The sequence below is a fragment of the Leeuwenhoekiella sp. CH_XMU1409-2 genome (assembly GCF_037029365.1).
GTDB lineage: Bacteria > Bacteroidota > Bacteroidia > Flavobacteriales > Flavobacteriaceae > Leeuwenhoekiella > Leeuwenhoekiella blandensis.
This window is the reverse complement of record NZ_JAYMEI010000015.1, coordinates 1-24,609: the sequence shown is the minus strand read 5'-3', so window position 1 is coordinate 24,609 and position 24,609 is coordinate 1. Positions and strand designations below refer to the sequence as shown.

General features: G+C 37.9%; 26 protein-coding genes. 15 read left to right on the top strand and 11 right to left on the bottom strand.

Translation table 11 applies throughout. The features are described 5' to 3' along the window. The first annotated feature begins 7 nt into the window (after positions 1-7). From WA338_RS14825 to WA338_RS14815, 3 genes are all read left to right on the top strand, one after another. Positions 8-316 carry a hypothetical protein gene (locus tag WA338_RS14825; RefSeq protein WP_336093914.1) on the top strand — a complete coding sequence of 103 codons (309 nt, stop codon included), beginning with the start codon at positions 8-10 and terminating at the stop codon, positions 314-316. 78 nt (positions 317-394) lie between these two features. After that, positions 395-871, top strand: a complete 477-nt coding sequence (locus tag WA338_RS14820; RefSeq protein WP_336093912.1) for a DUF4199 domain-containing protein — start codon at positions 395-397, stop codon at positions 869-871. Positions 872-924: 53 nt separating this feature from the next. After that, on the top strand, positions 925-1,743 hold the full coding sequence (locus WA338_RS14815) for a Cof-type HAD-IIB family hydrolase (protein ID WP_336093910.1): 819 nt from the start codon (positions 925-927) through the stop codon (positions 1,741-1,743). 136 nt (positions 1,744-1,879) lie between these two features. Here the strand turns inward: WA338_RS14815 and WA338_RS14810 are convergent, their stop codons facing one another. Continuing rightward, complete coding sequence (locus WA338_RS14810) at positions 1,880-3,190, bottom strand: ABC1 kinase family protein (RefSeq protein ID WP_336093908.1); 1,311 nt, start codon at positions 3,188-3,190, stop codon at positions 1,880-1,882. A gap of 5 nt (positions 3,191-3,195) precedes the next feature. Next, positions 3,196-3,882 (bottom strand): TetR/AcrR family transcriptional regulator, encoded by a 687-nt coding sequence (locus tag WA338_RS14805; protein ID WP_336093906.1) that lies wholly within the window; start codon positions 3,880-3,882, stop codon positions 3,196-3,198. Between the two features lie 221 nt (positions 3,883-4,103). Between WA338_RS14805 and htpG the strand changes: the two genes are divergently transcribed. The 7 genes from htpG to WA338_RS14770 all read left to right on the top strand — a co-directional run bounded on the left by htpG (position 4,104) and on the right by WA338_RS14770 (position 10,353). Next, positions 4,104-5,993, top strand: a complete 1,890-nt coding sequence (htpG, locus tag WA338_RS14800) for a molecular chaperone HtpG (RefSeq protein ID WP_336093904.1) — start codon at positions 4,104-4,106, stop codon at positions 5,991-5,993. Between the two features lie 167 nt (positions 5,994-6,160). After that, on the top strand, positions 6,161-7,561 hold the full coding sequence (locus tag WA338_RS14795; protein WP_336093902.1) for a nicotinate phosphoribosyltransferase: 1,401 nt from the start codon (positions 6,161-6,163) through the stop codon (positions 7,559-7,561). A 3-nt stretch (positions 7,562-7,564) separates the two neighbouring features. Next, entirely contained in the window at positions 7,565-8,089 is a 525-nt protein-coding gene (locus WA338_RS14790; RefSeq protein ID WP_336093900.1) for a hypothetical protein, read from the top strand. Positions 8,090-8,098: 9 nt separating this feature from the next. After that, positions 8,099-8,707: a bifunctional nicotinamidase/pyrazinamidase gene (pncA, locus tag WA338_RS14785; protein ID WP_336093898.1), complete on the top strand. Its 609-nt coding sequence runs from the start codon at positions 8,099-8,101 to the stop codon at positions 8,705-8,707. Further along, entirely contained in the window at positions 8,707-9,417 is a 711-nt protein-coding gene (locus WA338_RS14780; RefSeq protein ID WP_336093896.1) for a DUF429 domain-containing protein, read from the top strand. Before pncA ends, WA338_RS14780 begins: the two co-directional genes overlap by 1 nt. Before the next feature lie 162 nt (positions 9,418-9,579). After that, entirely contained in the window at positions 9,580-9,984 is a 405-nt protein-coding gene (locus WA338_RS14775; protein WP_009781143.1) for a hypothetical protein, read from the top strand. 9 nt (positions 9,985-9,993) lie between these two features. Further along, positions 9,994-10,353 (top strand): DoxX family protein, encoded by a 360-nt coding sequence (locus WA338_RS14770; RefSeq protein WP_009781144.1) that lies wholly within the window; start codon positions 9,994-9,996, stop codon positions 10,351-10,353. A 52-nt stretch (positions 10,354-10,405) separates the two neighbouring features. On the opposite strand, the gene WA338_RS14765 is transcribed toward WA338_RS14770, so the two are convergent. Continuing rightward, positions 10,406-10,990, bottom strand: coding sequence for a hypothetical protein (locus WA338_RS14765; RefSeq protein WP_272986174.1), 585 nt, complete (start codon positions 10,988-10,990; stop codon positions 10,406-10,408). A gap of 219 nt (positions 10,991-11,209) precedes the next feature. On the opposite strand from WA338_RS14765, the gene WA338_RS14760 reads away from it, so the two are divergent. Beyond that, complete coding sequence (locus WA338_RS14760) at positions 11,210-12,088, top strand: AraC family transcriptional regulator (RefSeq protein WP_272986173.1); 879 nt, start codon at positions 11,210-11,212, stop codon at positions 12,086-12,088. A 366-nt stretch (positions 12,089-12,454) separates the two neighbouring features. Further along, entirely contained in the window at positions 12,455-13,321 is an 867-nt protein-coding gene (locus tag WA338_RS14755) for a helix-turn-helix domain-containing protein (protein WP_336093891.1), read from the top strand. Positions 13,322-13,432: 111 nt separating this feature from the next. Here the strand turns inward: WA338_RS14755 and WA338_RS14750 are convergent, their stop codons facing one another. Continuing rightward, positions 13,433-14,224, bottom strand: coding sequence for a S1/P1 nuclease (locus WA338_RS14750; protein WP_336093889.1), 792 nt, complete (start codon positions 14,222-14,224; stop codon positions 13,433-13,435). Between the two features lie 237 nt (positions 14,225-14,461). Here WA338_RS14750 and WA338_RS14745 point away from each other — a divergent pair, with 237 nt between their 5' ends. From WA338_RS14745 to WA338_RS14735, 3 genes are all read left to right on the top strand, one after another. Further along, positions 14,462-14,950 (top strand): hypothetical protein, encoded by a 489-nt coding sequence (locus tag WA338_RS14745; protein ID WP_272986170.1) that lies wholly within the window; start codon positions 14,462-14,464, stop codon positions 14,948-14,950. An 11-nt stretch (positions 14,951-14,961) separates the two neighbouring features. Then, positions 14,962-15,885, top strand: a complete 924-nt coding sequence (locus WA338_RS14740; protein WP_272986169.1) for an alpha/beta hydrolase — start codon at positions 14,962-14,964, stop codon at positions 15,883-15,885. 102 nt (positions 15,886-15,987) lie between these two features. After that, positions 15,988-16,737 (top strand): DUF4369 domain-containing protein, encoded by a 750-nt coding sequence (locus WA338_RS14735; RefSeq protein ID WP_009781151.1) that lies wholly within the window; start codon positions 15,988-15,990, stop codon positions 16,735-16,737. A gap of 166 nt (positions 16,738-16,903) precedes the next feature. Here WA338_RS14735 and WA338_RS14730 read toward each other — a convergent pair whose 3' ends face one another. The 7 genes from WA338_RS14730 to WA338_RS14700 all read right to left on the bottom strand — a co-directional run. Further along, the gene (locus WA338_RS14730; protein ID WP_009781152.1) at positions 16,904-17,170 is read right to left on the bottom strand and encodes a hypothetical protein; all 267 of its coding nucleotides are present in this window, start codon (positions 17,168-17,170) and stop codon (positions 16,904-16,906) included. Positions 17,171-17,212: 42 nt separating this feature from the next. Next, complete coding sequence (locus WA338_RS14725) at positions 17,213-18,178, bottom strand: type I phosphomannose isomerase catalytic subunit (protein ID WP_273016311.1); 966 nt, start codon at positions 18,176-18,178, stop codon at positions 17,213-17,215. A gap of 49 nt (positions 18,179-18,227) precedes the next feature. Then, positions 18,228-18,641 (bottom strand): 6-pyruvoyl trahydropterin synthase family protein, encoded by a 414-nt coding sequence (locus WA338_RS14720; protein ID WP_273016310.1) that lies wholly within the window; start codon positions 18,639-18,641, stop codon positions 18,228-18,230. Beyond that, positions 18,641-19,159 carry an isopentenyl-diphosphate Delta-isomerase gene (gene idi / locus WA338_RS14715; RefSeq protein ID WP_273016309.1) on the bottom strand — a complete coding sequence of 173 codons (519 nt, stop codon included), beginning with the start codon at positions 19,157-19,159 and terminating at the stop codon, positions 18,641-18,643. The genes WA338_RS14720 and idi overlap by 1 nt, the downstream gene beginning before the upstream one ends. Positions 19,160-19,273: 114 nt before the next feature. Beyond that, positions 19,274-21,190 carry an OmpA family protein gene (locus WA338_RS14710; protein ID WP_273016308.1) on the bottom strand — a complete coding sequence of 639 codons (1,917 nt, stop codon included), beginning with the start codon at positions 21,188-21,190 and terminating at the stop codon, positions 19,274-19,276. 17 nt (positions 21,191-21,207) lie between these two features. Further along, complete coding sequence (locus WA338_RS14705; RefSeq protein WP_273016306.1) at positions 21,208-22,152, bottom strand: PorP/SprF family type IX secretion system membrane protein; 945 nt, start codon at positions 22,150-22,152, stop codon at positions 21,208-21,210. 41 nt (positions 22,153-22,193) lie between these two features. After that, a partial coding sequence (locus WA338_RS14700) for an Ig-like domain-containing protein (protein ID WP_336093882.1) occupies positions 22,194-24,609 on the bottom strand: 2,416 nt, incomplete at its 5' end.

Genomic DNA, 24,609 nt, shown 5'->3' with positions numbered 1-24,609 from the left:
TACAAACATGTCTGCAGTAGAGCTGCGCGCGTGGTTGCGCACCGATATTGCTCCCATAACCGTGGCCAATTACAAGGATGCTCCTTCATTGGATCAATCCAATAAATTGCTGACGATCCTGATGAAAAATACAGAGGAACTTACCAAGACAGACTGCTTTTTTATTCAAAGTATTTTACAGCGTATTAAATACCTAAAAAACAACCGTAGCCGAGAAGGTTACGCGCGTCTTGACTGGGAAAACAGTTTACGCAACCTAGGCTTCGATGTAAAAAAGCAAATCAAACCTGCCAGAAAAGTAAAGGCCTATTATTAGCTAAATTTAAAGGCACCACTTTTAAATAATTTAGATTTATACTACCTTCAATACGCCTTAAGGCTGAAACAGGCTGGTATGAAAAATTGTAGGTTAGAATTAAAATGGGCGGTTATCTATACACTTTTTCTTTTGGTATGGATGGTTTTTGAGCGGTTGATGGGCTGGCACGATGTGCATATTGCCAAGCATCACCTTTACACCTTGCTTATATACCTTCCTACAGCTTTAGTGTATTACTTGGCCTTAAGCGATAAGCGCAATAATTTCTACGGTGGCATCATAACCTTTAAACAAGCTTTTATCTGCGGATTGGTTTTGACGATTTTTATTGCTTTTTTAGCAATTCCTGCGCAATACATCATAAGCACGTACATTACCCCTCAGTATTTTGAAAATGTAATCGCCTATGCCGTCCAAAGCGGCAAAGCTACTCCTGAAGAAGCTGCATCGTTCTTCAATCTTCAAAGCTATATGATTCAAGCGGTAGCAGGAAGTCTTGCTTTCGGACTCGTTTTGAGTGCCTTGATTTCCATTTTTGTTAGGAGAAAATGATAAGAAAAATCTAAATCTTTCAGCAAAAAATCATGTTGAATTATCTTTGAAGCATGACAAAGAAAATCCAACTCATGTGTTCTGACATTGATGGAACACTACTCAATGCAAAACGCGATATCGCTCCCGAAACTGCTCAGGCAGTAGAAAAATTACCTAAAGATTTCCCAATCATTCTAGCCTCTTCAAGAATGCCTTCGGCAATGTATTATTTACAAGAAAAAATAGGTCGCTTAGGCAGTCCCATCATCAGTTACAATGGCGGACTTGTACTGGATGATAAAGGTGAAAAACTATACAGTCAGACAGTTTCTCTTGATTTTCTTGAAACCGTGATCGCACATCAAAAGGATTATGATTACAACATCAGCACCTATTGTACTGACACTTGGCGTACCGCAAAATCAGATTACTGGACCTTACGGGAAATAAGAAGCACGCGTGTAGAACCTGTTTACACTCCGTTAAAGGAACACGTAGCTGTTTTAAAAGCCATAGACGAACAACCGCATAAAATTATGTGTATGGGTTCGCCCAGAGCTATAGATAGCCTAATCAGCACGCTGAAAGAAAAACACGGAGATGAAGCCCATCTTTACCGTTCTAAAGATGTGTATGTAGAAATTACTCCAAAAAACATTGACAAAAGCAGTGCTCTTGAGACTTTGATCAGCAAAAAATACAATTTGACTTTAGATCAAGTCATCGCATTTGGAGATAACTTTAACGATACCACGATGATCAAAAATGTAGGTCTTGGCGTTGCTGTTGCCAATGCAGCACAAGAAGTAAAGGATGTTGCAGATTATGTATGTTCTTATACTAATAAAGAACATGCTGTAGCAAAAGCCATAGAAAAATTTCTAATCTAGGTAAAACCGTAAGAGTCAATTTCACCTCAACACAAGCTATTAGGTTTAATCTCATTTTATCAAATAAAAAAAGAGAGGCGCAACTTCAACCAATCAGTGCGCCTCTCAAAACAACCTAACCAATAATCGTTATTTCTTAGTCTAAATACTTTTCAAAATTATTCACTTCGATCTTTGCTCCCAGATCGTGCATCAAATTGTACAAGCCAAAAAATGTGCGGTTGATGTATAAAAAATGTTTGCTACCACGGTTACCATTCATTTTTCGAAGTTGGGTATCTTTTGAATACTTATCACTTAAGTCTGCAATTTGAGCAAAGAAACTTTCGTCACTAAAATCAAAAGTCTCGAGGTGAAAGGGCTTGGTAAACAGACTCAACATTTCATGAAATAGCTCAGAGAAAAAAGCAATTTCTTCAGGGGAATCTTCTTTCTTCAGTATTTCCAGTTCAAACATCTTTTCTTTAAAAATGACAGGATCATTTATATTTTCGGGCTTTGCAAGCTCAAAATAAGGTTCATAAAATTCCTGAGGCACTTTCTTGATGCATCCAAAATCAATAGCGATCAAATTATGATCAGCATCCACGAGGAAATTACCAGGATGTGGATCTGCGTGAACCTGCTTTAGGTGATGCATTTGGAACATATAAAAATCCCATAGTGCTTGGCCTATCTTATCTGCGGCATCTTTATCGGTATTCACTTCTGTAAATTCACTAAGATGCACACCCGTCATCCAGTCCATCGTAATGATGCGCTCACTAGAGAGCTCCGGATAATATTTAGGAAAGCGCAAATCGGGGATAATGCTACACTGCCTGGTGATTTCCTGACTTTGCTTTACTTCCAGCAAATAATCGGTCTCTTCAAGAAGCTTTTCTTCAACCTCTTTAAAATACTTTTCTTTATCCTTTCCCTTAAGATTGAACATCCTGGTAGCAATTGGCTTCACTAGAGCCAAATCGCTACTTATACTATCTGCAACACCGGGATATTGAATTTTCACAGCAAGTTTTTTCCCATCTAATGTAGCCTGATGCACCTGACCGATGCTTGCGGCATTCACACTATCTTTTTTAAAGGTGTCAAATAGGTCTTCAGGATATTTATCTAAATATTTTTTAAAGGTTTTTCTAACCAATGCTGCAGAAAGTGGTGGTACTGAAAACTGAGACAGAGAGAATTTTTCAACATATGCCTTTGGCAAAATATTCTTCTCCATACTCAACATTTGTGCTACTTTAAGTGCACTACCTTTTAGACTTTTAAGTCCGTCATAAATATCTTCAGCATTTTCATCGTCTAATTCTTCTCGTGTTAAATTAGCATTGAAGGCTTTTTTGCTGTAATATTTAGCATAATTCCCTCCAACTTTTACTCCAGTCTTGACGAGCTGCGAGGCACGGGACAGTTTATTGGTAGGTATGTGATCTATCGTTTTCATACCTTTTATTTAGTTCTACTGAAATTTTCTTTAAACAAAAATTTACCAAAATCCAGCACACTCTCTAAAGGTGTGGTGTTAAAGACATCAAAGATTGCGTTCACTGATTTTTCAATGGCTACATCGGTCTTTTCAAAACGTGCCGAGTTATCATCCATCCAATACTTCATTAGAAAGAGCGTTTGCAACCAAGCACCTTCACTAAAGATTGAAACAGGATTTTTAGTAAAACGAGAAGATTTTTCTTCATTGCTTTGTTCGATCAAATCACTTGCAAATTCACGTACTTTTAAACGTAGATCTCGCAATTGAGCCAGTGATTTTAATTGGTCTTTTTGCTCCTGAAGTGCAAAAAGCACGTAACTGCGATTGGCAGTCAATACTTCAAAAAATGTATAGAAGAACGACAACATTTTTTCCCTGTTTGGATATGTTGTATACTCTTGATTTTTGTGTAAAACAGCTACGGTATTTTCATAAAAAGCAACCCAAATCGCCTCCCTAATTCCTTGAAAAGAACCGTAAAAGTTATAAAACGCTCCTTCTTCTATATTGTGCTCTTTACAAAATTTAAATACAGAAGCAGGTCGATGTCCGTGTTCCAGAACATATTCCATATACATCGTCATTACAGCTTCTGCAGTAAGCTTTGGTGCCTTTTTAGTAGTGGTTGTTTTTTTTGTAGTTGCCATAAAGTGTTTTCTTTAGCTCATTGTAAAAGTAACTATGTTCAACATTTTTTCAAAGATGTTAAACAAAAGCTTTCGTTAAAGTTCTTTCAGTTTAAATGAAAGTTGTGTCAGTTTGTCACGCAATACGCTTTGGTATTTTTTTTGAAATCTTCGTGTCACAATTATTAATTTAAAATCAAGTTTTACCGAAGTTTCTTCGGTTTTAAAAAATCAAATACATTATGTCTACAGGTAAAATCAATGTTGCTGTTGAGAACATTTTTCCGTTGATCAAAAAGTTCTTATACAGTGATCACGAGATCTTCTTGCGTGAGTTAATTTCTAATGCAACCGATGCTACACTTAAATTAAAGCACTTGACCAACATTGGCGAAGCCAGCGTTGAATATGGAAATCCGGTAATCGATGTAAAAATTGACAAGGATGCCAAAACCCTAAGCATTACCGATCAAGGTATTGGTATGACCGAAGAGGAAGTACAGAAATACATTAATGAAGTTGCTTTTTCTGGTGCAGAAGAGTTTCTTGACAAGTATAAAGACACTGCAAAAGACAGCGGAATTATCGGGCATTTTGGTTTAGGTTTCTATTCGGCTTTTATGGTTGCGCGCAAAGTAGAAATCATCACAAAATCTTATAAAGACGAGCCTGCTGTAAAATGGGAATGTGACGGTTCGCCAGAATTCACAATTTCACCGGCTGATAAAGACGTTCGCGGAACAGAGATCATCCTTCACATCGCTGAAGATTCTGAAGAGTTCTTAGAAGAAAATCGCATTAGCGAACTGTTGACAAAATACAACAAGTTTATGCCGGTGCCGATTAAATTTGGTACTAAAGAAGAGACGCTTCCACTTCCTGAAGATGCTCCGGAAGATGCTGAAGCCGAAACTAAGACTCTTGATAATATCATCAACAACCCGAATCCGGCGTGGACAAAACAGCCTACCGATCTTGAGGAACAAGATTATAAAGATTTTTACCGCGAGCTCTACCCAATGCAGTTTGAAGAGCCGCTTTTTCACATTCATTTGAATGTTGATTATCCTTTCAATCTTACCGGTATTCTTTACTTCCCGCGTTTGGGACAGGATATGAATATCCAAAAAGATAGAATTCAGCTTTATCAAAATCAGGTTTTTGTAACCGATAATGTTGAAGGTATCGTTCCTGAATTCTTGACAATGCTTCGTGGAGTGATTGATTCTCCAGATATCCCTCTTAACGTATCACGTTCTTACCTTCAGGCAGACGGTGCAGTTAAGAAAATCTCGAGCTACATCACCCGTAAAGTGGCAGATAAACTGAAGTCGCTTTTCAATGAAGATCGCGAAGATTTTGAAAAGAAATGGAACGATATCAAAGTGGTGATCGAGTACGGAATGCTAAGCGAAGATAAATTCTTTGACAAAGCGGATGCTTTTGCACTTTATCCTACGGTAGACGACACCTATTTTACATTTGCAGAGCTTCAAGAAAAAATCAAAGAAAATCAGACCGACAAGGATGGTAAGCTGGTTGTACTTTATGCATCTAATAAAGATGCACAACACCAGTACATTCAAGCAGCAAAAGATAAAGGATATGAGGTACTATTATTAGATTCTCCTATCGTTTCTCACTTGCTTCAAAAGCTTGAAACCTCTAAAGAAAACATCAGCTTTGTACGTGTAGATGGTGATGACATCAATAATTTGATCAAAAAAGACGAGGAGCAAATCTCTAAACTTTCTGATGATGAAAAAGAAAGTTTAAAAACTTTATTAGAAGAAACCATAAATGATAAATCGTACACTGTAAAACTTGAGGCAATGGATAGCAACTCTGCTCCGTTTATGATCACCCAGCCAGAGTTTATGCGTCGTATGAAAGAAATGCAAGCAACCGGCGGCGGTGGCGGTATGTTTGGTATGGGTAACATGCCAGATATGTACAACCTTGTGGTAAACACCAATAGCGAGCTTGTAGGTGAAATTCTAAACACCAAAACCAAGAAAAAACAAGAGCGTTTGATCACGCAGTCTATGGATTTGGCACGTTTATCTCAGGGCTTGCTTAAAGGCGAAGCTTTAACTAACTTTGTGAAACGCTCCTATGAGATGATTAAATAGGTAGTTAGATCTTAGATTTGAGACACCTGGATCTAGAAGCCTGACTTCATAATTAAAACCGCTCTTTTTGAGCGGTTTTTTTATGCCTTAATTCTAACGATTCTTTAACCACTCGTAGCCGGCGATTACAGCTTAATTTGGTAAATTCACTTAACCAAATTTTTATAATGTTTCAGTTTACTGCTACGTATACCGATCTATACCAATTGAGTATGGCTCAGGTTTACTTTAATAAAAATCAAAACCAGCAAGCGGTTTTTGATTACTTCTTTAGAAAACTTCCTTTCAATGGTGGCTATGCAATTTTTGCCGGACTCGAGGAGATCATCTCTATAATCGAAGAACTTCGATTTTCAGAAAGAGATATCACTTACCTCAAAGAGCACGATTTCGAACCTGAATTTTTAGCCTATTTAAAGGACTTTCGCTTTCGCGGAACTATCAATGCTATGCAGGAAGGCGAAATCGTTTTTCCTACAGCACCTGTCCTTCAAGTTGAAGCCAACCTCATCGAAGCTCAGATCATTGAAACCATCTTGCTCAATACGCTGAATTTTCAAACCTTGATCGCGACCAAAGCAAGTCGCATACGCAATGTTGCCGGTGACAAAACTTTGCTCGATTTTGGATTGCGCAGAGCACAAGGACCAGGCGGATATTACGCTTCAAGAGCTGCAATGGTAGGAGGATTTGACGGAAGCAGTAATGTGATCACCGGGCGTGATTATGGTTTTCCTATTAGCGGTACGATGGCGCACGCTTTTGTACAAAGTTATGATGACGAACTTACCGCATTTAGAGATTTTGCAGAGAACAGACCTAAAAACTGCGTGTTACTGGTAGACACTTATGATACCTTAAAAAGTGGAATGCCTAACGCAATTACTGTCGCAAAAGAAATGGAAGCACGTGGTCAAAAGTTACTTGCCATTCGATTAGACAGTGGTGACCTCGCCTATTTAGCCAAACGCTGCCGTACTATGCTCGATCAAGCCGGTCTGGATTATGTAAAAATTGCAGCTTCTAATCAGTTGGATGAATATGTCATTCAAAGTTTACAAAATCAAAATGCACCCATAGATGTTTATGGTGTAGGTACCAATCTGGTTATTGGCAAGCCTAACGGCGCTCTAGATGGCGTTTACAAACTTTCTTTTGCTAACGGAAAGCCGCGTATCAAAATTTCTGAAAGTATCTCAAAAGTGACGCTTCCGCATAAAAAACAAGTCTATAGAATTCTGACTGAAGATAATGTACTTATAGGTGCAGATGCAATCGCTTTATCTAAAGAAGCGCATATCTCCGTTATGCATCATCCTGTAGAACCTTTCAAAAACCTCAACATTGATGATTTAAAACAGCAAGCGATGTTGCAACCGGTGATGCAACAAGGAAAACGGGTTTATCCTGAAAAAACAGTGCAGGAAATTGCTGCTTTTAGCAAGAAACAATTGGCCGCTTTACCTGACGAATTTAAGCGTTTTGACAATCCGCATATTTATAAAGTAGGCATTAGTGACCAGCTCAAAGACGAACGCGACCGATTGATTGCCGAACATAAAAATTAACTTATGAGAGTATTCACCCTGTGTTTTCTATTATTCGCTCTTGCGCTTTCAGCTTCTGCCCAGGATGTTAAGCCAAAAGACCGTTTAACTCAGGAAGAAAATGAAACTTGGCTTCAAAAGTATCAGCAACTTGATGATTCAGAAGAAAAGCTAAAAATGATCAAAGCCAAGATTCTTTACGATGCGCAATTTGTAGGTCCGCGCCCCGGCATTTCATTAACCGGTTTAAATGAAGCGCAACGTCAGGCCTTAAAAGAACGAGAAAGCAAAAAACCTAAAGTTACCGCTGATTGCAAAATCCTTTTTGTTTTACAAACAACACAATCCCACTTTTTAGATTTAGAGAAAAGTCCACAATACAAAGCTTTTGTTGAACACTTAGAAACGTTCTCGATTTCTGACACCATCTTAACTGGCGCTAGTGCATCTGCGATATACGGAACTCGAGCACGTTGCGGCGTAGTTCTTTTAAAAACTGAAGATCCTGACGCTCTCAACTATTTAAAAACTATAAACAACCAGAAATAACCAATACTTATGAAAGCCCTTGTAATCATCGACATGCAAAACGATTTTATGCCCGGCGGTGCGCTAGCCGTTCCCGGTGGAGATCAAATCATTCCTTTAGTGAATAAGCTTCAGGAAAAATTTGAACTGGTCATTGCCACGCAAGACTGGCATCCTGAAAACCACTCGAGCTTTGCAGATAATCATCACGACAAAGAAAATTTTGATACTACCACGATCGATGGTCTAGAACAAACCTTATGGCCTGTGCACTGTGTACAAACCACAGGTGGAGCAGACTTTCACCCACATATGAATGCGGCGCGTATTGAAGCTATTTTTAGAAAAGGAACAGATCCTAAAATTGACAGCTATAGCGGCTTCTATGACAACGCACACAAAAAGTCAACAGGTCTTTCTGGATATTTAAAAGGAAAGGGAATCACTTCGCTACACTTTTGTGGTTTAGCTGCAGAATATTGCGTGAGCTACTCTGTGCTCGATGCGCTTGACGAAGGTTTTAAAGTCACGCTTTATGAAGATGCTACACGTGCGCTTAATGAAGCTGATTTTGAAAAGATGAAAAAGCAAATTCTCGATAAAGGCGGAAGAATCAAACACGCCGAAGAATTAGTATAATGCTTCTGGGAGGAATTGATGGTTGCAAAGGCGGTTGGCTCGTGATTTTTAAGAACGAAGGGGCATTTTCATACGAAGTTATTTCTTCGATTGAAACGCTCAATCAGCACTTTTTGCAACCATCTCGTTTTTTTATAGATATGCCGATAGGGCTTTCTTCCGAAGGTTTTACCCGAACCTTAGAAACTACACTACGCACAGAACTTCAATCTAGAAGGTCAACCATCTTTAATCCTCCTACCCGGGAAGCAACCTACGAGCCAGATCGAGATAAGGCCAAGCAGCTCAATAAGCGCATAGAAGGCAAAAGCCTTTCTGAACAAACACTTAATATAAAAAGTAAAATACGCGAACTCGACCATTTTCTACTCCATCAAAAGAATTTAGCGCTTGAATTGATTGAAAGTCATCCCGAAATCTGTTTTAAATACCTCAACAAAGGCGAGGTTTTGCAGAGTAAAAAAAGTACTTCTGAAGGTATTGAAGATCGTTTAAGACTATTGTCTAGGTATGATCAGGATGCTTACGCACTTTATCAAGAGATCTTGAAGAATACACAACGTAAATGGGTGAAACGCGATGATATTCTAGATGCTCTTGTGCTTTGTATTTCAAATGAACTGAGCTTTCTCAAAAAAACATACTATTTTGAAGATGAGAATGTACAAGATTTGAAAGGTCTCAAAATCAGGTTAGCCTATTTTAAATAGTTTTATCCAGATTTGTATTATATAAAGTATAAATTAATGTAAATTGAGCGGGCAAATCAGCCCCCAAAGGAATAATGTAAAACTCTACTTATTACGCGGTACGTTTTTCAAACGGCTGTAATGTCTCCCTAGCAAACAGTAATAAGCGACTAACTCTTATTTATGAAATTGTTATACAAACGATGGAGACTTTTTTTATACCTCACCATAGGTCTCGTATGGATTCTGTTTTCAATTACTAAAAATGTTATTATTGACGAGCCTTTAAACACTATTGATTATTTATTAGCCTGTTTGGGTATCTATTATCTAGGTAAATTTATTTATCAATATCGATTTCAATATTTAACAGTCACGCAAGATCACATCATCAAACACTTTCCTTTTTATTCTAAATCGATCGAAATTCAAAATATTGATCGATTTTACAGAAATAAAGTTGGAGATTATGTCATTGAAGCAGGTTCAAAGAAAATCAGGATCAATCCCATTATCGTAGAAAAAAAATCGTTGGAAGCATTTAAAGACTTCACCAATCAACTTCAAATTAAACAAGAAGTACATTAAAGTATTCACATGAATTATGTTTGGCATCTTTATGTAATGGCCGCAATGTATATCCTCGCAGGAATTATGCATTTTGTAAAGCCAAAAGCCTATATGCGCATTATGCCCAGATATCTGCCTGCACATAAAACGCTCGTTTATTTAAGCGGTCTAGCAGAAATACTATTGGGTATCTTCCTTTGTTTTCCAGATACTAAGAATATCGCTATTTGGGGAGTTGTCCTTATGTTGGCTGTTTTCCTTTTAGTCCACTTTTATATGCTTTCTTCAGTAAAAGCCGGACTCAACTTACCCAAATGGTTATTATGGGGTCGCATAATCCTTCAATTTGGGCTAATCTATTGGGCTTTATTTTATCTTGACGCATAAAAAAAGTCCTGCTCATTTCTGGCAGGACTTTTCCATTATTAGGGTATTAAGCTTATTTGATAGCAATTTGTTTTGAGAAATAGTCTTTACCTATTGAAACTCCAATTCTGTAGTTACCTGCTGGTAATTCTTCAAAATTTAGTGCTTGTTTCACAACAAGATTATGATCAGACATTGACTCGATAATCGCTCCACTCTCGTCATAAACTCTCGTAGTTGTTTTTACTTCCTTAGGATTGGTAAAAGAAATCATTACGATGTCATTTTCAACTCTATAATTAGGTTTGAAAATAGTTTTACTTTCGTCCTTTACGATATCAAGACCTTTAAATTCTTTTTTGATTGTGGTATACGATTTAGCATAATCATCTTCGTAGATCAAGTAGTATTTTCCTACCGGCAATTCTTCTAAACTTAAAGTCTTAGAGTCGTTTGCTACACTTCCTGCATACTCACTGTAAAGACGCTCTCCATCAACATCCTCAAGATAAATTTGAGCTCCTTCTATTGCATTAGTATATTCAACTTTTACTTGAAAGTCTTCATTTACTGTTACTGCAATTCCATCTGCTGCACTGGCATTTAGAGTAAGGGCTAAAGTCAATGCGAATACCAAAGTTTTAAATATTTTTTTCATAGTTTTTGGTTTTTGTGAGTGTTTTAATTTTTTCACATTACAAATGTAGGGCTCAAATGCACCTTGAAATAGAACCTATTGTGCAATTTTATGTGCTATTTTAACCTTGAAGCAATTAAAAAAATTAACTTTGTGAAAAACATATATATTTAGGTTAATATAGCACAGGTTTTAGGTTAAGACCTATGCTAACTTTATACTTAATTAACAGGAAATACTATGATAAAATCCCCAAAACCAGCTTTTGAAAAAATTGAACCGGGTTTTGGCAGCTCGTTTGCTTACCGTACCTATGATGAAAATCACGAGAATAACAGTCACAATTTCTGGCATTATCATCCTGAACTTGAGTTGGTTTATGTAAAGGGTGGTACCGGTAAACGACAAGTGGGTAGTCATATTTCTTACTATCGCAACGGCGAACTCATTCTCATTGGTTCAAATTTACCCCATTGCGGTTTCACAGATTCTCTTAATAATTATGAACGTGAAACGGTTATTCAAATGCATCCAGATTTTTTGGGCCCAGAATTTTTCAGTATCCCGGAAATGCGCGGAATCAAAGCGCTATTTGAACGTGCAAAAATGGGAATCGTTTTTCACGGGGAATTGAAACGCTCGGTAGGCTCAAAAATTGAAGCTATAAAAGAAGCTTCTAATTACAACCGACTATTAGTACTTCTTGAAATTTTAAAGGAATTAGAAGCTGCAGATAAATACACGGTTCTCAACGCCCAAGGCTTCATACTTGAAACGGAACTACAAGACAATAACAGAATCAATATTATATTCAATTTTGTAAAAGAAGAATTCAAGCGTCAAATCACTTTGGAAGAAATTTCAGAACTGGTAAGTATGACGGTTCCTGCTTTTTGCAGATACTTTAAAAAGATCACCGGCAAAACATTTACACAATTTGTAAATGAATACCGTCTCGTACACGCAGCAAAACTACTTCACGAAAAACCCATAAGCATTACAGACGTTTGTTATGAAAGCGGTTTTAATAATTTTAGCCACTTCAACAAGCAATTTAAAAGGTTCACCGGTAAGACACCTTCAACCTATCGCAATGAACTCAAATTTGTTGTTTCTTAATACCATTTTTTAGCCTTCTTCGCTTTAAAATAGGTTTTTAACTACACCCAAAGAGATTCCTTCTGTCCACTTTCCCTTTAAAATCTTTTTGGTTTAACATATCCTTGGGCACAGAAGAATTTAAAAAGTAAGTATTTCTTACAATTTCATAATAAGATTTAGACAAATTGATTTAGAAAGTTCACTACTAAAGCCTTTTAGCAATCAAAACACACAGTAAATCAAAGGATTACATTCTGAGGATAAATGCTAATATTTTGTTAAAAGTCGATGAAATGAAAATTAAATCCAGATTTCTTGTAACTTTTATCTATCCTCTAAGACGCATATACCACCCCTTATTTAATCTAAATCCTACTGTGTGCCATGATACAACTTAATTGGCAAGATATATTTATAATTGATCGATTTTCTACATCGAGATGGGATCCTGATAATAATGGTGACCTCTATTTTCAAATCCTTTTTATCGAAGAAGGAAGCGGTCGAATTACAATTAAAAATAAAGTTACGCCTTTCAAAAGTCGTGATATTTTTGTGTTTGCCAAGGATGAAATTCCGCAGATCAAAACCCACGAGACTACTACTTTTATCGTATTCAAATTTACAGATCTCTTGTTCTCGAGTAAGATCAATCTTCCCGACCGCCAATCTTGGCTTCGTCGAAGCGAGTTTATTTTAAATCACCCCAAAAGAAAATTTGAAGAATCGCTTAAAAGCGGAGAAGATCGCTATCTTATCTGGCGTATTTTATTTTTTATTCGAAAAGAAAACAACGCAAAAGAGCAATACCATTTACAAATCATTGCAAATATGGTAAGTACCATTCTTAGCATTCTTGCGCGTAATGTGACCAGCAAAAATCCTGAAAGTGTAAAACCTCGATCACATAAAAAATCAGATCGTATCGATGAGATTTACGCTTACATCAGATACAATATTTACGATTCTAACTTGCTTAAAATTTCAGCTATTGCTAAGCATTTTCATATTACCAGCAGTACGCTAAGCAATTACTTTAAGAAGGAAACCGGCAATTCGTTACACAACTATATTTTGCTTTATAAATTAGAAATTGCAAAAGATAGATTGCTCAATTCAGATTTTACAGTTTCACAAATTGCTATTCAGCTTGGCTTTACAGATGAGAGTCATCTTACGCGTATTTTCAAGAAGTATTGTGATGCAACACCCAAACAATACAAGGACAGCCATATCACAACCGAAGAATAAGATTATTCTTAGTAGTGATTGAACTGTAAAAAACTCAAAATAGTATTTAAAAAACACGGGCTATGATCTCAAAAAAATCATAGCCCGTGTTTTTAATCTAAGGCTGTTCTTTTAATCAAACAACTCATTTAAAAGTGCTGCTAAGCGCACACCTCCTTTTTGCAATTGGTTTTGAACCATCTGGTTATAATCTGCTTGATAGCGATAACTTAGCTTCTCTCCTATTTCGGCAGAGTCATACACTTTTTCTGCTAAAATCTGCCCTTCACTTACCCAATCCATCAAATCGCCTTTACTGATCTCTTTAAATTGCTTTTTAGATACTTGACCAAAATTTGTGGCTAGTTCGCTATACGACATCCCGTAACTCTCGATAAGTTTTGAATCCCAAAGCGAGTGTAAGTTCGTCCCGTTATTAAACCAACGTACTTGAAAGTCATTTCCACCTTTATCTTCTGCGTGTCCTAAATGCAACGGCTGGTGAAGATCTCCTATAAAATGCACCAACATCTTTAAGTAAAAACGTTTTTCTTCTACAGTAGCATCTTCAGAAGTGATCACTTCTTTACACGTATTGATTCCTTGTACTAGATCGCCATATTTATTTTTATCTGCTTCGGCATAGCTCAAACCTGGCGCGATATTCACATAATGCCAACTGCTGTATTTTCTATACTCTTCATAACTTTTGATCTCATCGCCATAAGTCGAAACGGTCACCAGAGTTTCAGCTCCTAAAAGCTTCTCTATAGCTTTCTTTGTACGCGGCTTTAAATATTTTACCGCAATAGCAGCTGTCGCTCGATGTCCCTTGCTTCCCCAATCATCTCCTTCTGTATCAAAAGCAAAACTTTTAAAACCTATCAAACTGGTTACTACTAAACCTAAAATCAACGTTCTCATTATTTTTTTTTGCAAACTTAAAACATTGAATCGCTTTATAAGGCTCTTTTTTCGACTCTAATGATTCTAAAAGTTTATCAATATGAGTTTCAAAACTATAGAAAATCACAATATTGAAGAGACTTTCGATTTCTAAAACAATTAAACTTATCTTACGATTAATTCTGTGCAAGACTTTAGTTAACTAAATATCTTTGCCATTGATTTTGGCATCATTTTTAATAAGTTAAATCTTATATGAAAACGTTTAAAGAAATACAGCGGTTTGACCAATGGTGGTTGCGTCTATTGTTAGTTGTCATTTTAGCAATTGCGGTAAGCCCTATTGTTATGGAGTGGGATACACTTGATCTTTCACGATACGAACTTGCATCTGTGGTATTGAGTATTCTTGTGGTGCTCGCATTATTCTTAGGGTTTTGGTACATTTTTAAATTAGAGACCACAATAGATGAAAAAGGAATCACCTACAGGTTTGTTCCGTTTCACATTAAATCCAGATTTAAATCCTGGCAAGAGATCAAAAGTGCCAGCATACGTAAATACAATCCTATTCGAGAATATGGTGGTTGGGGATATCGTATCTCTTTTACAAAACGCAAAGCGCTTACCACCAAGGGAAAAAAAGGACTTCAACTTGTTTTTCAAGACGGAAACGAGCTCTTGCTGGGCACACAACATCCCGAAAAAATCGCTCAGCTACTTAAGCATTATAATATTCAATAAACCTTCTGCGTATGCGGTACAACTTGCTGCTTTGCTTTTTATTCAGTGTTTTTTTTACTCAGGCTCAGAATATTTCAGAAACTGAAGTACGCGTTACTGATTTAATCAGCGGTTCTCTCCTAAAGCCTGAAAAACAAACCGATACTTTAGTCATCATAATTGCCGGTTCCGGGCCTACAGATCGTAACGGCAATCAACAGATGATGAACAATAACAGTTTGAAAAAACTGGCACAACAACTTACCAAAAATGGTTTTGCAAGCTTTAGATACGACAAGCGCTTGTTTGCGCTTATGCGTCAAAACGCCTTGATTGAAGAGCAACTGCGCTTTGATGATTTTGTAAATGATGCTGTTGCAGTCACCAAGCACTTTAAAAATCAAGGATATAATCACATTATTTTGCTTGGCCATTCTCAGGGCGCACTTATCGCAAAACTTGCTGCACTACAAACCAGCGTAGACAAAGTGATCTCCGTAGCCGGCGCCGGTCAATCTATTGATAACCTCATTATAGACCAACTTAAAGCACAGGCTCCGGGATTGGTTGAAAATGCCAGACAAGCTTTTTCTGATTTGAAAGAAAAAGGAAAAGCAGAAAGCTACAGCCCGGGATTAAGTTCCTTATTCAGACCCTCTGTACAGCCTTTTATGAAGAGTTGGGTAAAATATAACCCTGCTGAAACTATTGCTTCTTTAGAGCTTCCTATTTTGCTTGTAAGCGGCAGTAAAGACCTTCAGATTCCATCAGAAGAGACCGAATATTTAAAAAAGGCACAACCCAATGCTCAATTAGCAATGATTGAAAATATGAATCACGTCTTAACGATTATAGAAGGTGATGACATCGAAAATGGCAAATCCTACAATGAATCGGCTAGACCTATTTCTTCAGAATTAATAGAGGTCATTACTTCGTTTATTCGCACAAACTGATTCTACTTATTCAAGTGTTTATAATTTACACGGAGTAACACAACTTCCGCTAGCTTTTAAAGAAGATTTTAGGCATATTTGTAGCCCTCAAAAAATCATAAAATGCAAATTAGATTAACTATTCTTAGCCTTGTGAGTTTATTTTTACTAGCAAGTTGCAGCAAGGATGGAGATTTTACACTTACCGGAAAAGTAAACGGATTAAAAAAAGGAAAAATTTATCTTCAACGTATTGAAGACACTTCCTTAGTGACTATTGATAGTGTTATTGTAGATGGCGACCCAACGTTTGAGTTTATCACAGACCTTAAAGAACCGCAAATCGTTTATCTGGCACTTGAGAAAGTAGATGCTTACGAGTATGATGATCGTATTATGATCTTTGCAGAACCGGGACAAATGACCGTCAACACTTCGCTTAAGAATTTTGAAAGCCAGGCTGCGATCACAGGTTCACAGAATCAGCAAAAATTAGACGAGTATACTAAAATCATACGTCGCTTTAATGACCAAAACCTTGATTTGATTAAAAAGAGTTTTGAGGTTAGAAAAGAAGGATGGGAAGACTCTATTGTATTTTACGACAATAAGTTGCAGAACCTAACCAAGCGAAAATACCTTTACACCGTGAATTTTGCATTAAATAATAAAGAGTATGAAGTAGCTCCTTATCTGGCAGTTTCTGAAATTTTTGATGCAAACGTGAAGTATCTTGATACCATATACAGTTCTTTAAAACCGAAAATCAGACGCTCTAAATACGGGAAGGCTTTAAAGGATTATATTAAAGAGCGTAAAGATATGCCTGAAGAAACTACAACAACTACAACAGATTCTACCTACACTGAGTAGTTCATAATATTCTTGTAAGTCAAATCCCTTCGAGCAGTTCCTAGAGCTTTAGACTTTGAAACGAATTTTCAACTTTGTGAAAAGCCTTGTGTAATTAAACTCTTGGGTGGTACTCATAAAAAAGCCTTCAATAATTGAAGGCTTTTTTATTTGCATTTTGCTCTTGTTATAAATCGTTAACACGATCAATAAGTGCTTTACCGCGCTCTTCAAGCTCGGCGCTTACCGCTTTTAACTGCGCGCGACGATCGTCTACCTTACGATCGTTTACTTTAGCGATCAATTCGTCAAAAGTTTTTATTGCATCATCAATAATTGCTTCTGATTTAGTGTGATCTTCTTTAGGATTAATTGCCTCCCAGATATAAACCGCATCAATAATATCTCCAAGAACAAAATTAATATCTTTTTTAAGGTCTCTTATACTTGCCATAAATTAAATTTTCGGCAAAAATACGCCTAATTATCAGATGTTCTACAAGTAAACTTCCAGAATCTCGCAAGAATCTGCTTTCAGGCTTACAGCCTCATTTGCTGCAGGAATAAGCAAGGTTTCGCCTGCAGATAAGTTACCTGTTGTTGAACCGTCTGAAAATTCCAGAGCACCAGAAACCACAATAATAATCGTGAAAGAATCCTTGCGGCTCACCTCATAAGCTTCGGTTAAGTTGACCCACTCGGTTTTAAAATAGGTATGATGCTTAACGACCTGAGGTTTATTAGTTACACTACGATCGTAGTCCAGTTTAAAGTCTTGTGTGGTTTCAAAGTCAAGCACTTCTCTCGACTCCTTAACGTGAAGGTCTCTTAGATTCCCGTCATCGTCCTTTCGGTTATAATCATATACGCGATAAGTCACATCTGACGTTTGTTGAATTTCTGCAAGTAACACACCTCCACCTATTGCGTGAATGCGTCCTGCATTAATAAAGAACGCATCTCCTTCATTTACCACGTGCTGATCCATCACTTCTTCGATGGTCAAATTATCTATGCGCTCATCATATTCCTCTTTAGTGATTTTTTGATTGAAACCCACCGTGAGTTTCGCTCCTTCATCAGCCTGCATTATGTACCACATTTCAGTTTTTCCTACGCCTGTTGGAGAAGTTTCATCTGTAGGATGTACCTGTATGGAAAGATCGCTGGCAGCATCAATGAATTTAATCAACAACGGAAAATGAGGACCAAATACGTCATGAACTTTAGTTCCTAAAAGCCCTTCTGGATTTGCAACAATAGCCTCATGAAGCGATTTTCCAGCAAGTGCTCCGTTTTTAACCGTACTTTGACCTTCTTTCAAATCGGCAATTTCCCAGCTCTCTCCTACTTTTGCCGTAGCACTGGTTCCTTTGCTAAAAATCGCATTCAGTTTTTGACCTCCCCAGATTTTCTCTTTTAGAACCGGGTCGAATGTCATTGGATAAATTGATGTACTCATATTCTTTTGCGCCTTAAGGCATATTGATTAGTATATAGTTATCTTTTTTTTAGTTGCCGGAATAGGTTACCGAATTACGCGGAGTTTCATACAACGTAATTTCAATAGCAAATTTAGCATCTAGTTTTGCTTTAAGCCTGTCGTAAATTACCACACAAATATTCTCTGCTGTTGGATTAAGTTGTGAAAACTCAGGGACGTCGAGATTCAAGTTCTTATGATCAAAAGGTTCCTCAACCTCAGATTTGATAAGATCCTTGAGCACTTTTAGGTCAATCACAAAACCGGTTTCAGGGTCAATTTCTCCTGTAACCGCAACGATCAGTTCGTAATTATGCCCGTGATAGTTAGGATAACTGCATTTACCAAAAACCTCTAGATTTTTAGCATCATCCCAATCAGCTCTGTAAAGTCTGTGCGCTGCATTAAAATGTGCTTTGCGCTTTACGGTAACAGTTTTCATTAGCGCTCGATCTGGTTATAAAATTTATCAAAGATGATCTTAAACCACTCAGTATAACGCGTTGGGTTCTCTTTCATATCAGCTTCGATCGCTTCGAGTGACATCCACTTCCATTCTGAAACTTCATCCGGGTTTATATTGGGTGTCCCGTTAAAATCTCCTAATAAAATATGATCGTACTCGTGCTCAGTTAGGCCATTATCAAACGGAGCCTTATAGATGAAGGAGATGTTTTCTTCAAGCTCTGTAGTAAAACCCATCTCTTCCATAAGGCGACGTTTACCGGCTTCTATATTGCTTTCTCCTTCACGCTGATGACTGCAACAGGTATTCGTCCATAACCCCGGGGAATGATACTTATGTGCTGCTCTACGCTGAATCATTAATTCTTTTTGATCATTGAAAACAAAGACCGAAAATGCCCTATGTAAAAGCGCTTTTTCGTGCGCTTCCATCTTAGGCATCAAACCTACCTGCCTATCATTTTCATCAACCAAAATCACCAATTCTTCTTTCATAAATTTATTTTTAACGGTAAATGTACAAATACATTACCCCCTTAACAATAGAAAAAGCCTTCTAAAATTTAGAAGGCTTTTAACGGGTTTGTTATGTAGATGCAACTTCAACTATTAATAATCCTGAACGATAAATTCGCTTCGTCTATTAAGTTGATGTTGTTCTTCGGTACAGTCTACACCATTACTACATTCATTTAGTAATTGAGTTTCACCATATCCTCTTCCAGATAAGCGTTCTCTTGCGATTCCGCCTTTTTCAACAATGTAGTTTATGGTAGATTGATTTCGACGCTCAGAAAGTGCTAAGTTATAAGCATCATTACCTCGACTGTCTGTATGTGATCTTACATCTATGCGTAAGTCTGGATATTCTTTTAGTATCTCAATAATTTTAGCAAGTTCTACTGCCGCGTCAGGTCTGATGTTTGATTTATCAAAATCGAAATAGATTGGGTTGATCAACTTTCCTAAATCGAAACTTGGAGGAATTGCCGTAACGGCAGGCTCTAATTCTAACACTACAGTAACTTCACTACTTTCTGAAGGAATTTCCACCAATTTCTCGTCGGTCACATATCCTTCCATTTCAGCTCTGGCAAAATATTCTTCTCCGCACTCAGGATCTTGAAAGCTATAAGTAGCTTCAGGGGCTTCGGCAGAACCTGAAGCGATAAGATCATTATTCAGATTTCTAATCCCTACTAAAGCACCATTAAGAGGTTCTTTGGTTTCCTTATCAACCACCTTTACGATTAATGTGCTTTCACAAGCAGCCTTAATAAAACTGTAGATATCATCATCTAAAGGATCGTTAGCTCTGTTAGATGCAAAAAATCCTTTACCTGTGTCACTGTTGATTATGAATGTAAAATCATCTTTTGTACTATTAACAGGAGCACCTACATTTTCTATAGTTTCACTTTCAAAATCATAAACATATACATCGAGCCCACCTAAACCTGCACGGCCGTCAGTTGAGAAGTATAGCTTTCCGTCTTTACTAATAAACGGAAAAGTCTCTCGCCCGGGAGTATTTATTTTATCGCCTAAATTTTCAACGGTGCCAAAAGAGCCATCTTCATTGATCGCAACCTTCCATAAATCTGATTCTCCGAGAGAGCCCGGTCTATCAGAAGCAAAATAAAGCGTTTTCCCATCGGGAGTTATTGCAGGGTGCGCAGTAGAAAAACTATTATCGTTAAATGGCAATTCTTCAATAGCCCCTAAACCTTCGGTAGTTTTAGCAGCTTTATAGAGCTTGAGACGATTTGTTTTATTGCGATCTGCTCGGTATTGATCTTTAGTAAAGTTATTACGTGTAAAGTACAACGCGTTCCCATCAGGACTCAAAACTGCTGTACTCTCGTGAAATTCTGTATTGATACTTCCTCCCAGTTTAGACACAGTACTTACTTGATTCTGATCGTCTATAGCACCCACATATAAATCTAGAAATGGCTGATTATTCCATTTATGAACACGTCTGGTAAACACACCGGTATCCCTAGTAGATGAGAACAACAATTGTTCGCCATAGAAAGCAGGCGCAAAGTCAGAATATTTTGCAGCATTAGCTTTTAGTTTCTCAATCTCATACGAGGCACTTCCTTCTTTAATTTCAGAAATGCTTTGTTCTGCATATAGATCTTCTGAGTCTTCAGACAACTCTTGATAACGAGCGATCATCTCCTCAGATTTATCGTACTCCTGCTCTGCTCTTAGCGCTTGAGCATATCGAAAATATTGATTAGGCGTAACCTCACTTTGATATTTTTCTACAAGTTTTGAATACCAATTTACGGCCTCACTATAATCTGCATTATAATAAAAGCTATCTCCAAGCTTGGCAAAAAGATCGGCAGATTCATAACCTTCTTCCGCTACGCGCAAATAGATCTTTTGAGAATCTACAAATGCATATTGGTTAAATTGTTTATTTCCTTTAGCAACTTTGCGTTCTTGTCCAAAACTACTGGTCAAAACAGAAAGAAAAAGCGCTATAAATAGATAATGTATTTTTAATCGCATAGGGGCGTGTTTTAAAGTTAAAAGAATCGCGGAGTTAACATACGATTATACTCTTTGAACAATTCAAACCGAAGAAATACTTCATAGGTCCCGTTGTTGTACGTTGCATTCCCCAGATCTGTCGACTCTCTATCATAAGCAAAACCTACAAGTAAGCCGTCATTTACTTGAAAAGCCGCTAAAGCACTCAAAGCTGCGCTCCATCTATAAGAAGCTCCTAAAGTAAGTTTATCATACAATAAGAAATTGGCATTCACGTCTACCGCAAGAGGAGCTCCGGCAACCATTTTAACCAAGGTTGAAGGCTTAAACTTTAAATTTCGGTTCACGTCAAATACGTAACCGGCTAAAGCATAGTAATGAATTTCCTCTTCAGACACAAAGGTTTGTGCTCCTTGCGCACCGCTTCGGTCAAAGTGATCTGTTCGCAATAATTGGGGAGCAGATAAACCTCCATAAAATTTAGAGTCATGATAAAAAATACCCACACCCACATTAGGTGATAGTTTATTATCAATATTTACTAAAAACGGATCATTCTGGTTGAAAGGATTGGTTCTACTGAAATCAACATCAAGCAAATTCAAAGATCCCTTCAAACCGAAACTCAACTTCCCTTCCATTCCCGTTTCAATGCTATAACTAAAATCGGTATTGAAGTAAGTTTCTCGCGCAGGCCCCAAAACATCATTAACCAAGCTAAAACCTAAACCTACCTTTCCTAAGCCAATAGGACTATGTACAGAAAGATTTTGAGTACTGGGCGCTCCATCTAGGCCTACCCACTGGCTGCGGTGCAACAGTAAAATACTGGTAACCCCACGGTTCCCCGCGTAAGCGGGGTTTATAACCAACGGGTTGTACATATATTGTGTGTATTGTGGATCTTGCTGACTATACCCTGTTACCGAAACAAACAGAATAAACAACAATACCAACTTACCCAAATTTCTATTTATCATATGAAGTTGTTTATAGTAAATACTCACTGAGTAAATCATTTTTAATTAATGTATAAGAATGAAGCCTTTCTTCTTACTTCACCCGTATCAGGATCTGCATATTCGATTATGTAATAATAAGTTCCTGTAGGAAGACGTTCACCTCGACGCACTGTTGCACGCCCATCTGAGAAGCCTCTAAACACATTATCATTATCTATGCTATAACCTTCTGTACTGTACACTTCTACACCCCAACGGTTAAAGATCTGAACTTTATTATCAGGATAATCGTCTATATTCTCGATCATAAAGATATCGTTAAGTCCATCTCCGTTAGGCGTCATTACATTATAAATCACAATATCCTCGTCTGATAACACATTTGGTATAATGGTAATGGTAACATCATCAGGCTCTCCATCTCCGTTAGCATCCACATCATCACTATTATTAGGATCATCAGAAAGATCTTCGATAATTTCACCATCAGGAGCTTCTCCGGTAACAAGCGCTTGGTTCTCCACAAACAACTGCTCAATATCACTTTGTGTGATCGCATAAGTTGCTGTAAACGTAGTTCCATCAACTTCTCCTGGAGCTAAGTCAATCGGACCTCCTGTTACATCTACCAGTGGATCTTCAATAACAATATCGGTTATTGTAACTTCTCCAGTATTGTAAACTGTAAAGGTATACGAGATGGTCTCACCTACTTGTGGTCGCTGATCACCATTCTCATCATTAAACACACCTACTTTCTCTAGACTTAAACTAGCTACCAGTGGTTCCAGATCACTTCCTCTTACAGAAATATAAACTGTAGCCACATCGGTCGCAACTGGAGATCCGGTATCAGAAATTTGATACGTAAACTGGTCTGTCCCTATAAAGCCAGCATTTGGTGTATAGGTAAATGAACCATCAGGATTGATCACTAGTGTTCCGTTTGAAGGACCATTTAGCGGTGTAGTATTTACATCTACTTGTTGAGACTGTCCTTCAGGATCAAAGTCATTATCTAAAACGTTTCCAGAAATAGTATTGTCAACTAAACCGAAATAAGCATCATCATTTGCAACAGTAGAATTACCATAATCTGGTGTAACCTCAATTGTTACAGTTCCTGTTGTACATTCTGAAGGCGCTCCGTCATCACATACTGTATACTCAAAACTATCTTCACCTGTGAAGCCAAGCTCTGGAGTATAGGCAAATGTTCCATCAGGATTTACAGTAACGCTTCCATTAGTTGGTTGCGTATTACCGGTTACTGTAATCGTATCACCATCAGGATCAAAGTCATTGACTAACACATTACCAGTTGCTGGAACTCCTGATTCAGTGATAACAGTATCGTCATTAGCTACCGGCGGCTCATTAACATCTCTCTCATCTTCCATTGGTAATACCTGAATGACCACATCTGCATTATCACAAGCCTGTGGACTACCACCGTCACATACTTCATAGCTGAACGTATCTTCACCGATGAAGCCATCGTTTGGTGTGTAGGTATAGGTTCCGTCAGGATTGAAGACTAATGTACCGTTGGTTGGCTGCGTAAGCACAGTGTACACCTCGCTACCTGCTGGCCCATCAGGATTTTCATCATTAGTTCCTACATCTCCGCTCACCGGCTGACCTTCGAACGTATCGTTGATGTCATTGATCGCCAGGATGGTGTTTCCACCATTTTCACTTGGATCTACACTGATGTATACCGTTGCGGTATCCTGTGCTCCGTTGGCATCTTCAATGGTATAGGTAAACTGATCTGCACCGCTGAAGCCTACACTTGGTATATAGCTTACGCTTCCGTCTGCGTCAACACTTACGCTTCCGTTTGCAGGCTGCGTATTGCTGATCACACTGATCGCATCTCCTTCAGGATCGCTATCATTAGTAAGCACGTTTCCGGTGATCTCTTCTCCGATGTAACCGAAGAATGCATCGTCATTCGCTACTGTTGTGTTATCAGTATCGGCAATCACTTCAATAGTTACTGTACCTGTTGCACATAATGATGGATCTGCATCATCACATACCGTGTACTCAAAACTATCCTCGCCTACAAAGCCAGGCTCTGGAGTATAGGTGAAGGTTCCGTCAGGATTTACAGTAACGCTTCCGTTAGTTGGTTGCGTATTTCCTGTTACAGTAATTGTATCACCATCAGGATCAAAGTCATTTACCAATACATTACCATCAACAGGAGTTCCTGTTTCTGTAATGGCCGTGTCGTCATTCGCTACAGGTGCTGCATTATCAGGAGTACCAATCGGTAATACCTGAATGATCACATCTGCATTATCACAAGCCTGTGGACTACCACCGTCACATACTTCATAGCTGAAGGTATCTTCACCGATGAAGTCATCGTTTGGTGTGTAGGTATAGGTTCCGTCAGGATTGAAGACTAACGTACCGTTGGTTGGCTGCGTAAGTACAGTGTACACCTCGCTACCTGCTGGTCCG